An 11,135-nucleotide genomic window follows, 5' to 3' on the forward strand; every position below is an offset into this window, starting at 1 on the left:
CTTCCGTGGTCTTCGCCCAATCTAACCAGGCTCGACTTCCCTTTGTCCTCCATAGGAGGTCTCTTTTGACGAGGCGGCAGGATTCACTTTATGTTACGGTCTGTTGATTTGCTCGCACTCTCCAAGAGAGTTACTTTGTCACAGGGCTTCAACCTTAGGATTTCTCCACCAGTTGCCTGTCAGCTACCGAGCGTCTTGGCACTTACTCGGGTTGGACTTGCACCAACTAGCAGATAACAGCTTAGCTGGGCACGCTCAAATAAAAAAATTGTCACTCATGTTTATGATCATGAGTGACAATTTTGTTCCCCTTGTTCGTATGAATCTAATAATTCATCAATATCTACAAATTCGATTTTTGCATTATCAACATCCGAATCTTCCATATCAAACCATTCCAAAACCTGATCAATATCATAATTTTTCATAAACGGACACTCCTTCCAATTTTGTTGGAATCCACTGTCAAACGTTATGAAATTTTCATTATTCATCTAAAATATACGTTTGCATCCATAGAATTTTGTCCGTTTCATGTAAATTTCCTGTATTGTTTATCAAAATGAAGATCAAACGTCTATAATATTTAAAAAATGTCTTAATATATTTGCTGTCAATCCCCAAATACAATAATCTTTATAAAAATAAAAATATTCATGGATTGTTTGGGTGTGCCATTTATAATTTCTCCCACCATTTATTAAGTGAAAAGGAAAATTTTCTTCAGGTACAATTTGAGATTGGACGTTATAACAAAGAGGTTCCATTCGTTTTAATTCGTTGATTGGTGCAGTAAAAACATGATCAACTTCATCAGGATTCGGATGGAATTTAATGTTATCTTTTAAAAATCCTACAAATGGATAAATAATGCGATTTCCAAATGAAGAGACAATTACATCTAAAGGGTAAACGTGATCAATTTGGGATACAGAAATTCCTAATTCTTCTGAAGTTTCACGAATAGCAGAGTATTGAGGATTGGGATCAGTTTTATCAACGGCTCCTCCTGGAAAACAAATTTCTCCTGGTTGTTTTTTTAATTTTTTTGATCTGACCTCAAATAATATATGATAATCTTCATCTTTTTTTACGATTGGTAGTAATATTCCATATTTTCTTAATTGCTCTTCTCCAAAAATGGAAGGAGTCCGATTGGATAACTTTTTTACCATTTCTTCTTTCGTCATGTTCATTACCTCTTTATTTAATGGTTACTTTTATTGTATCAAAAGAATTTAACAATTGTGTAAAAATAGTTTTCAATTAAAAAACGTCTGCAATTATGCAGACGATATCATTAAATGTTCATTCCATAAAATATTTCGTTCATTTCTGTTAAAAGTTTTTCTTCGATTTCTCTTTGTTCCTCTTTTGACAGTTTATCTTTTGTATAGCCGAATAAATAATTATTTAAATCAAAGTCTTTAATTTTACACTTTGTATGAAAAATATTCGATTGGTATACGTTCACGTCAATCATGTCGTATTGTTCTTTTATTGTCGCCGGTATATAGTTTTGAATGGAGTTTATTTCATGGTCTATAAACAGTTTATAGCCTTCAATGTCTCTTGTAAAACCCCTTACACGGTAATCAATCGTCATAATATCAGTATCAAAGGAATGGATTAAGTAATGTAATGCTTTCAATGGTGAAATTTCTCCACACGTTGATACATCTATATCTGCCCGGAAAGTACTAATTCCTTCATACGGATGATATTCTGGATATGTATGAACGGTTATATGACTTTTATCAAGCTGCATGACAACGGATTCTGGAAGAGGTCCTGGTGATTCCTCATATGTACTTTCTGGAACTTCAACTATTGGTCCTTCCGATACAAGCAATGTTACACTTGCTCCTTGAGGGACATAATCTTGTTTGGCGATATTCAGAACGTGTGCCCCAATAATGTCGGATACATTTTTTAATATGTTGGTTAGACGATTTGCATTATATTGTTCGTCAATATATTGGATGTAGGCTTCTCTTTCTTCCTTTGTTTTAGTGTAACAAATATCGTACATGTTAAAACTTAAAGTTTTTGTTAAATTATTAAATCCGTGTAATTCAATTCTCTTTTCAGGGTTCATCATATTGGCCCCCAAATATAATAGTTACTATTTTATAGAATTGGTTAACAATAATGGATTTATTCGATCTCAGTCATTCATTTTTCTTTTCGTCCTTTATGTAACGTAAATATCCCATAGCTGCAGCAAATGTTGATGCTCTTAATGGAATTCCTTTATTCATCAATTCCTTTGCCACTTTTTCAATCTTCTCATGATCCAATCTTTCTCGATTCATTGTACCACCTCCATTCATTATTTTTTCCAATAAAGCAAATTTTCATCATTGTCAAATTCCATGTATTTGAAAGATCAAATCGAACAATACCATATAAAAAAAATTCTTAAATAAGAATAGGCACCCGTGAATAACGAGTGCCTTATTTTAAGTGAACTTTCTTTTAATAGAAGGTAAGTACCTTTTATTTTGTTCATCATTAAAACTCATCTGGATCCGGACCAACGCGTTTATTTTCATTTAAAGAACGTATGGCATCCATTTCTTCTTTTGTTAATTCAAAATCAAATACATCTGCATTTTCTTTTATTCTATGTGGTGTAATTGATTTTGGAATTGTTACAACTTCATTTTGTAAATCCCAACGTATAATCACTTGTGCAGTAGATTTACCATACTTTTGTGCAATTTCTACTAAAGTTGGTTCGTTTAGTATTTGACCTTGCATTAATGGAGACCATGCTTCTAATTGAATGTTATGTTTTTTACAATATTCATGTAATGATTCCTGAGTTAATTTTGGATGAAATTCGACTTGGTTAACCATCGGAATAATTTCACAATCTGAAATTAATTGTTCTAAATGTGTTTCTTTAAAGTTACTTACTCCAATAGCACGTACACGTCCATCTTTGTAAAGTTTTTCTAATGCTTTCCATGTTTCTTTGAACAAGCCTTTGGATGGTTGTGGCCAATGAATTAAATATAAATCTAAATAATCAAGTCCTAATTTTTTCAGACTTTCATCAAAAGCTTTTAATGTTGAATCGTATCCTTGGTCTTTATTCCAAACTTTTGAAGTGATAAATAATTCTTCTCGTGGAACGTTACACTCTGCAATAGCTTTTCCTACGCCTTCTTCATTTTTATAAATAGCGGCTGTATCAATGCTTCGATAACCAACTTCAATCGCAGTTTTTACGGCATTGATTACTTCTTCACCTTCTTGAACTTTAAAGACGCCAAGTCCGAGCCAAGGCATTTTTACGCCGTTATGTAATGTTGTGCAGCTTGTTAACCCGTTCATGTTTTCACTCCTTATCTATTTAACGATAATAATCTACAACGTAATTTTCGCATAACATTCATACACTTGGCAAATAATTGAATTTAATTTTTAAACAAATGTTTAATTATTAGAAGATTCATAGAGTTCAAGAACAATAGGACAGTGATCGCTGCCTAAAATGTTAGCATGAATTTCGCTATTGATTAACTGTTCTTTTAAACGTTTAGACGTAATAAAGTAATCAATGCGCCATCCGATATTCCGTTCCCTTACATTTTTCATATAACTCCACCATGTATAGGCCCCTTCTATATTGGGATAGAAATAGCGGAACGTATCGATAAAACCACTGTTAAGAAGTTTCGTCATTTTCTCACGTTCTTCATTGGTAAATCCAGAGTTCCCTCGATTCGTTTTAGCATTTTTTAAATCCAAATCTTGGTGTGCGACGTTTAAATCGCCACAATAGATGACAGGTTTTATATTATCAAGAGATATTAAATATTCCCGAATTCGATCTTCCCATTCAAGACGATATGTTAATCTAGCTAAATCTCTCTGTGAATTTGGTGTATATACATTCACTAAGTAAAAGTTATCAAATTCTAACGTTATGATTCTTCCTTCCGGTTCGATTTCATCTTTGTTAAACCCATATGAAACTGAAAGTGGTTTTCGTTTTGTAAAAACAGCAGTACCAGAATATCCCTTTTTTTCAGCATAGTTCCAATATTGTTCATATCCATTCAAATTTAATTCTAATTGTCCTTCTTGCATCTTTGTTTCTTGGATACAAAAAATATCTGCATTCACTTCCTGGAAGTATTCAAGAAAACCTTTTTTCACACATGCTCGTATTCCATTCACATTCCATGATACTAATTTCATTGTCGTTCCCCTAACTTTTTAACTAATCTATGTAAATCTTTATAAATAGAAACAATTTCATCCATTTTCATACGTACTAGTCCGCTTGATGAAGGAGCAACAAAATCAATCATATTGGGTAACACTGACTTTTTCTGTTTCCCCCAAGGAATATCAACTATTTGGGAGTATTCTTTATAAACTCCTTTTCCAACAAAACAAACAATTTTTGGTTGGTAGTAGACTAACTTTTCTTTTAACCGTATCCTACCTTCCTCATATTCATGTTTTGTAATTTCAGCAGCAGATTTGGTCGGACGTTCCACAATATTCGTTAATCCGTAACCTAAATGAAGCAATAAATGATCTTCTTCTGCACGATATAGGCGATCCGTAAGGCCTGATGCATATAGTATTTTCCAAAAACGATTATTTTTATTTGCATAATGATGGCCAGTTTCACCTGAAACGATACTTGGGTTAAAACCAACAAAAATGAGACTTAAATCTTTTCTTAAATGATCAGGAATCACTTTTTTACACCTACTCTATATCGTCATATTTTGTATTGTAAACGAAAGGTGTGCTGTGATAAAAGAAATATGACTTGGATCTTTTTCATTTGATTGAAATGATAAAAAGCTCAACCATATCAACCGGCTGAGCTAACGATTTTATCGACCAATAAACATTTGAGTCCAATAGTTACCATTAGAAGTATGCCCTACTCCAATATGCGTAAAATTAGGATTTAAAATATTTCTTCGATGCCCTTCACTATTCATCCAACTATTTACTACTTGTTCTGCTGTTGTTTGACCTCTGGCGATATTTTCACCGGCAGTATTATATTGAATTCCGAAGTCTCTCATCATATCAAAAGGGCTACCATATGTCGGACTATTATGTGAAAAATAATTGTTCGATGCCATATCGACAGATTTTTTTCGAGCAACACTAGATAAATGTGGATCCATTGTTAATGGTTTTAAGCCGTTTTTTTGTCTTTGTGCATTTGTCAAATCAACAACAGCTCTTTCCAATTGTGTAATGGATGTATCTGATACTAGTGGTTGTTTTGCTTCCCCCTGTTCTGGAGTTGTAGGTGCTTGTTGGGCAGGCTGTTGTTGTTTCGGTTGAACTGGTGGTTGTTGATTTGGCTGGGTTTGTTGTTCTTCCTGTTCTATTATTATGCCGTTTGGCTGTTTTGGTAACGTGCTGAATCCAAACTTATGCAATGTAATTTGCCATTGATAATTCTTTTTATTGTGAGGAACGTTTTCACTGGATTCATTGATACTTGTGGCTAACATATTGACATTTCTTGAGTCATTTCTTGTTTGTTCGGTTTCAAATGGATCGTTATCATATCGATCTCTTTTTGTTTCATTGTTGTTCATATTACATGCACTTAAAACAACTGTTAATATCAATATGATGGACAAAGATTTTATCCGTTTCATATTTGACCCCCTTAACTTGATTGATATCATTTATAGGGTGTCAATGTATAAACAAAACTATAGATGGAAAAAAAAGAAAAATTTATTAAATCAACCGTTGTTTCTGTTAGGTAAATACATCAATTATATTTAGCTAACCATTTGTTCTACGATAAAATTAATAAACAACATAGTACACTTAGAATAAAAAAAGCTTCCATAATGGAAGCCTTTTTATTAGTTAGCTACTAATGATTCACCAATTTTTGCTAAGCGTTCTTCTACTTCTTCTTTAGATAAGTTATGTTCTTTTACATATAAGTTTCTAGGGTGTACTCGACATTCATGAGAGCAACCGCGTAAATATTTATGCTCATTTTCTTCGGAACAAAGAATCTGTTTATTACATTCTGGATTTGCGCAGTTCACATAACGTTCGCATGGTTCGCCATCAAAATAATCTCTACCAACAATCACATGTTCTTTGCGGTTAATCGGTACAGAAATTCTTTCGTCAAAAACATAACATTTACCATCCCATAAAGCTCCTTGAACTTCTGGGTCTTTTCCATAAGTGACGATACCGCCATGAAGTTGGCTAACATCTTCAAAACCTTCTTTAATTAACCAGCCAGAGAATTTTTCACAGCGAATTCCGCCTGTACAGTAGGTTAAAATGCGTTTACCTTCTAGAAGATGGCGATTTTCACGGATCCATTGAGGTAATTCTCTGAACGCTTTTATGTCTGGGCGAATAGCGCCACGGAAATGTCCTAAATCGTATTCGTAGTCGTTTCTTGCATCAATGACAATTGTGTCAGGTTTTTGCATTTCTTCATAAAATTCTTTTGGTGATAAATAACGACCAGTTAATTCATTTGGATTTACATCTTCTTCTAAACGTAAAGTTACTAGTTCTGGACGATGGCGAACGTGCATTTTTTTGAATGCATGTCCATCATGCTCGTCTATTTTAAAGACCATATCGCTAAAGCGTGGATCTTGTCTTAATGTATTCATGTAAATATCTGTTTGTTCAATTGTTCCTGAACAAGTACCATTAATTCCTTCTTCAGCAATAAGGATTCTTCCTTTTAATCCAAGTTCTTTACAAAATTTTAAATGTTGTTTTGTAAATTCTTCTGGATTTTCGATGTGTACATATTTGTAGAATAACAATACTCTGTAATTTTTTTCTGACATTTGATTACCACCTATCCTTTATATTTGCAAGATATAATGTAAGATGGCTATTATAAAATAGTCTTACATGTCCAAATGAAAATTATATCACAATTTTTATTTTTATCAATAGAATGTTACGAATAAAAAAGACGGAATAGATTAGGTCTATTCACGTCTTCATATTTATCATATTTGATTTTATAAAAACTGAATACTTAAGTATATGATGAAAGAAATGCCAACAGGACCAATGGTTAAAGCGAATCGCTTCCATCGCTTTTCAACAATCGTATTTTTGTACTCAGTCAATGATTTTGATTTTATGTTTTCCATCTTTTATCACCTCTAGCCAGTACCTTTCTTGCACCATTTAATATATCTTATGATATTAGTGTAAAAAAATGAATGATCACTTATTTTTCGCTAATACAATAATGGTTGCTATAATGCAAAAGGCACCTAACCATTCGAATAATCCAAAAGAAACTTGTAACCAAATCACCGCTAAAAGTGCAGCAGATAGTGGTTCTGCACATGCGAGCAAACTAGTTTCACTTGCTGATAAATATTTTAAGCTTTCTAAATAACAAAAAAATGGAATAATCGTACCAAAGATGATAACAAAAATAACGGCTATAATCGCTTGAGGTGAAAAATTTCCTTCAACATTCCAAGGTTGATGATAAAAACTCATACCGACTCCGCCAATAAGCATTCCCCATGCCATCACTAAAGATGAACGATATCGTTGAAGTAGTTTAATCGGATATAGCGTGTAAAATGCCAATGCTAATGCCGATGATAGACCCCATATAATTGCAGCTGAACTTATGGATAATTGGTTTAAATCTCCATTTGTCACTAATAAAAATGTTCCGATAAGTGCTAAAAAAATTCCTATGAACTCTACTCGTTTCGGCATATTTTTTGCTTTAACAGCTAAATAAATAACAATGAAAACGGGAGCTACATATTGCAATAATGTTGCGGTAGCAGCATTACTTGCTTCAATGGCAGCGAAATATGTATATTGAACGGCTAACATTCCTAAAATACCAAAAAGAACAATAGCTACAGCATCTTTCTTATTTGTCCAAATATCCAATATGGAAATTTTATTGATAGCTGAAATAACTAATAACAGAAATCCAGCTATTAACAGTCGTATCACAACTAACCATTCTGAAGAATATCCTTCATTATGAAACAAATATTGTGCTACTGTACCTGAAACACCCCAAAGAATGGCAGCTGTTAATACTAAAAGTATTCCTATCCCTTTTTGTTTTTGAACAGCTTTCGTTTGAACAATTTCCATCCCCGAATTCCCCTCTAACCTATTCCTATCACATATGAATTTCTAATCTCAACTATAACACTAATTTTAACTTAAATATAAATTTAATGACAAAAAGGAAGGACTTCAATCCTTCCCAAATTGTGTGATAACCTTAGATGCCTAATTTGAAGGAATTTCATCAAGATTACTTAGTGAATCCATATGGGAAGCAATTAATGCAATAATCGTGCTTGCTTCATCTTTACTAAAGATAAAATTGGATTCATCTTTAATTAATTCATCATTAGTTGTTAACACTTTATTTACTCTACGTAATACACCATCTCCGGTTTCACGAACAATTCCGAATTGATATAAAACTTCGACCTCATCTTCATGGGCATATGCTGTTATTTCCGGTGTTGTCCAATCGACATCGATTTCGTCAAGTACGTCCGTTTCGTGTAATTCCTCTTCTTCTTCATCATCATTTATATAATGGTGGAAACTTTTATGAACAGCATCTACAATTTCATCTATATCCGTTAGTATAACACGTGTTGTTTGTTCTAATTGAAGATCGAATTCTTCCATATAGAATTCTTCGTTAAATGGATCGTAAAATAATGTACAAAAATAATCTCGATTCCCATTATCATCTTCTACAAAAAATTCAATGATTGGATGTCTAGCAGCACGATCTATCGTCATATGTCCTACTTGATCAAATTCTTCACATATGGGAGTTAAATGATCTTGGAGATCCTCACTCACACGAATAAACCATTCGAAATTCATTAGGCATCCCTTCCTTTCATAGGTTATCATGATTAGTATGAACATGAAAATGAATACAACAACTATCCATTTTAAACCAATGAAAGAAGGATGCATTTCTATCCTTCATTATATAATAATTCGTTCATTTAAATATAAGCTTGATACGTATACAAAATAACGATGAAAATTTTTTATTTATTTAAAAAATATGTATTGATATTAAAAATTCCTTCTGATATGATGAAGGTGAAAAATGAATAACTATACGCAGTAACTGACGACAAATGTGGAATTAACCACGAGGGAGCTGCGTAAATATATATAATGTCGGGTCGTCTGGGCAGAGATAAGGAATTGTATAAATATCCTTATCTCTTTTTATGTTTTTAGGAGGAGATTCTATGGAAACATTAATTTTAGACGGTCTAGAAGTAGCGAAATCCATTCAAGAGAAACTAAGAAAAAAAGTGCAAGTTTTAAAAGAAAATGGCGTGACTCCATGCTTAGCAACGATCTTGGTTGGAAACGATCCATCATCCGTCACATATGTTCGTATGAAAGGAAATGCTTGTAAACGCATTGGGATGACTTCGAAAAAGATTCACCTCCCTGAAGAAACAGATACGGATACTTTAATTGCAACCATCGAACAATTAAATCAAGATCCAAACGTTCACGGGATTTTACTCCAACATCCAGTACCGAGCCATATTGATGAAAGAAAAGCTTTTGATGCGATTGCCGTTGAGAAAGATGTTGATGGTGTAACTAGCAAAGGATTTGGGGAGACAGCTTTTAGTATTGGTCATTACCCATCTTGTACTCCTGCTGCAATTATAGAAATCATGAATTATTATCGTATTCCAGTCGAAGGAAAATATGCGGTCGTTGTAGGGAGAAGTCCAATTTTAGGTAAACCTGTTTCTATGTTGCTTTTAAATAGAAATGCAACCGTTACGACATGCCATTCTAAAACAGTTAACCTTCCAGAAATTATCCGTCAAGCTGACATTGTTGTCGCAGCTGTTGGAAGACCAAAATTTATTAAAGGTGATTGGATTAAAGAAGGTGCAGTCATTTTAGACGCTGGATATAATCCGGGGAATATCGGTGATGTTGATTATGAAGCATGTGTGAAAAAAGCTTCTGCAATCACACCTGTTCCAGGAGGTGTGGGTCCAGTCACAATATCTATGTTGTTAAAACATACGGTAAAATCAGCTGAAAAACAACTACTCGCTAATTCGCCATTATTTCAATCTCCGCCTAAAAATGCGTAACAAACTTGGAAAAAATAATCCTTTATAATTGAAAAAGCCAGTGAAATCTTTATTTAACTTTTCACTGGCTTTACATGTTATTTGGTTTATAACGTTCTACTTGCAAATAGATTCAACCAATTTACAAATATCTCAAGCGACTTTCAAGTAAATGTCTGTGACTTATGTACCGTCAAGAATTTTGTGTAAAGTAAGATAGATAGGGTATCTCTGAAATAGATTTAGAATAGAGGGGAAGACTGGTTTCCTCTTTATTTGCCTGCGAACAAGAAGATGTCCAGCCTGATATTGTTTGCTTAGCCAAAGGCATCACAGGAGGCGGCAACATTGACAACAGAAGAAATTTATTCTGCATTTTTAGGAGATGTTCATGAAAATAAAACATTTTTCCATGGTCATACATATACGGGAAATCAATTATCTTGTTCTGTTGCGTTAAAAAATATTGAGTTGATCGAAAAGAGAAACTTAGTTTCGGATGTCCAACGAAAAGCCCATGCGTTGGCAGGTAAATTGCAAAAGCTTTATGAACTGCCGATCGTCGGTGATATTCGTCAAAAAGGACTCATGATTGGCATCGAAATCGTCAAGGATAAGAAAACAAAAGAAATATTCGAGCGCTCGGAGCAGATTGAGCATAAAATTATTTTAGAAGCTAGAAAGCGCGGGCTTATTATCCGACCATTAGGTCCTGTCATCACGTTTATCCCTGTTTTGGCGGTGACCGATGATGAGCTAAAGACCGCTGTAGATATTATTTTTGATTCGATTGCGGAAATGGTAAGCATCAAGCAGTTTTAAGATGAAGGTAATGTATCAATCGAGTAGGAGGGGGTGACTAACCCCCGACCTCTCACACCACCGTACGTACCGTTCGGTATACGGCGGTTCAATTAAGATCATTGACGCAAGTCTTTATAACTTCCGTGAATAGCTGTTCTCTTTATGCCAGTGGTCACTCCACCCTCCAAGAGGTCT

13 protein-coding genes, 1 pseudogene and 1 riboswitch are annotated in these 11,135 nt (G+C 33.8%); of the genes and pseudogenes, 2 read left to right on the forward strand and 12 right to left on the reverse strand.

From position 1 onward, the window contains the following. Positions 1-287: 287 nt before the first annotated feature. The 12 genes from AC3ASS_RS12405 to AC3ASS_RS12460 all read right to left on the reverse strand — a co-directional run bounded on the left by AC3ASS_RS12405 (position 288) and on the right by AC3ASS_RS12460 (position 8,895). The gene (locus AC3ASS_RS12405; RefSeq protein WP_488283840.1) at positions 288-428 is read right to left on the reverse strand and encodes a hypothetical protein; all 141 of its coding nucleotides are present in this window, start codon (positions 426-428) and stop codon (positions 288-290) included. 141 nt (positions 429-569) lie between these two features. Further along, positions 570-1,190: an NUDIX hydrolase gene (locus AC3ASS_RS12410; RefSeq protein WP_488283841.1), complete on the reverse strand. Its 621-nt coding sequence runs from the start codon at positions 1,188-1,190 to the stop codon at positions 570-572. 110 nt (positions 1,191-1,300) lie between these two features. Next, positions 1,301-2,098 carry an adenosylmethionine decarboxylase gene (gene speD / locus AC3ASS_RS12415; RefSeq protein WP_488283842.1) on the reverse strand — a complete coding sequence of 266 codons (798 nt, stop codon included), beginning with the start codon at positions 2,096-2,098 and terminating at the stop codon, positions 1,301-1,303. A 73-nt stretch (positions 2,099-2,171) separates the two neighbouring features. Further along, entirely contained in the window at positions 2,172-2,315 is a 144-nt protein-coding gene (locus tag AC3ASS_RS12420) for a hypothetical protein (RefSeq protein ID WP_488283843.1), read from the reverse strand. Positions 2,316-2,514: 199 nt separating this feature from the next. Continuing rightward, positions 2,515-3,342 carry an aldo/keto reductase gene (locus tag AC3ASS_RS12425; protein WP_488283844.1) on the reverse strand — a complete coding sequence of 276 codons (828 nt, stop codon included), beginning with the start codon at positions 3,340-3,342 and terminating at the stop codon, positions 2,515-2,517. Between the two features lie 102 nt (positions 3,343-3,444). Further along, complete coding sequence (locus AC3ASS_RS12430) at positions 3,445-4,212, reverse strand: exodeoxyribonuclease III (protein WP_488283845.1); 768 nt, start codon at positions 4,210-4,212, stop codon at positions 3,445-3,447. Continuing rightward, a complete protein-coding gene (locus tag AC3ASS_RS12435; protein ID WP_488283846.1) occupies positions 4,209-4,724 on the reverse strand; it encodes a mismatch-specific DNA-glycosylase in 516 nt (171 codons plus the stop codon). The genes AC3ASS_RS12430 and AC3ASS_RS12435 overlap by 4 nt, the downstream gene beginning before the upstream one ends. 141 nt (positions 4,725-4,865) lie before the next feature. After that, positions 4,866-5,654 (reverse strand): CAP domain-containing protein, encoded by a 789-nt coding sequence (locus AC3ASS_RS12440; protein ID WP_488283847.1) that lies wholly within the window; start codon positions 5,652-5,654, stop codon positions 4,866-4,868. Positions 5,655-5,870: 216 nt separating this feature from the next. After that, on the reverse strand, positions 5,871-6,836 hold the full coding sequence (trhO, locus tag AC3ASS_RS12445; protein ID WP_488283848.1) for an oxygen-dependent tRNA uridine(34) hydroxylase TrhO: 966 nt from the start codon (positions 6,834-6,836) through the stop codon (positions 5,871-5,873). Between the two features lie 180 nt (positions 6,837-7,016). Next, positions 7,017-7,151 (reverse strand): hypothetical protein, encoded by a 135-nt coding sequence (locus AC3ASS_RS12450; RefSeq protein ID WP_488283849.1) that lies wholly within the window; start codon positions 7,149-7,151, stop codon positions 7,017-7,019. Between the two features lie 76 nt (positions 7,152-7,227). Continuing rightward, positions 7,228-8,136: an EamA family transporter gene (locus AC3ASS_RS12455; protein ID WP_488283850.1), complete on the reverse strand. Its 909-nt coding sequence runs from the start codon at positions 8,134-8,136 to the stop codon at positions 7,228-7,230. Positions 8,137-8,277: 141 nt separating this feature from the next. Beyond that, positions 8,278-8,895 carry a hypothetical protein gene (locus AC3ASS_RS12460; RefSeq protein ID WP_488283851.1) on the reverse strand — a complete coding sequence of 206 codons (618 nt, stop codon included), beginning with the start codon at positions 8,893-8,895 and terminating at the stop codon, positions 8,278-8,280. Between the two features lie 242 nt (positions 8,896-9,137). Next, a riboswitch (ZMP/ZTP riboswitch) is annotated at positions 9,138-9,226 on the forward strand. A 52-nt stretch (positions 9,227-9,278) separates the two neighbouring features. Between AC3ASS_RS12460 and AC3ASS_RS12465 the strand changes: the two genes are divergently transcribed. Together AC3ASS_RS12465 and AC3ASS_RS12470 are read left to right on the forward strand one after the other, a co-directional pair. After that, a complete protein-coding gene (locus AC3ASS_RS12465) occupies positions 9,279-10,157 on the forward strand; it encodes a bifunctional 5,10-methylenetetrahydrofolate dehydrogenase/5,10-methenyltetrahydrofolate cyclohydrolase (RefSeq protein ID WP_488283852.1) in 879 nt (292 codons plus the stop codon). Between the two features lie 248 nt (positions 10,158-10,405). Next, positions 10,406-10,958 (forward strand): annotated as a pseudogene (locus AC3ASS_RS12470) (aminotransferase class III-fold pyridoxal phosphate-dependent enzyme); the annotation flags it as partial. Between the last annotated feature and the right edge of the window lie 177 nt (positions 10,959-11,135).

Source organism: Bacillus sp. JST-5 (assembly GCF_057747715.1).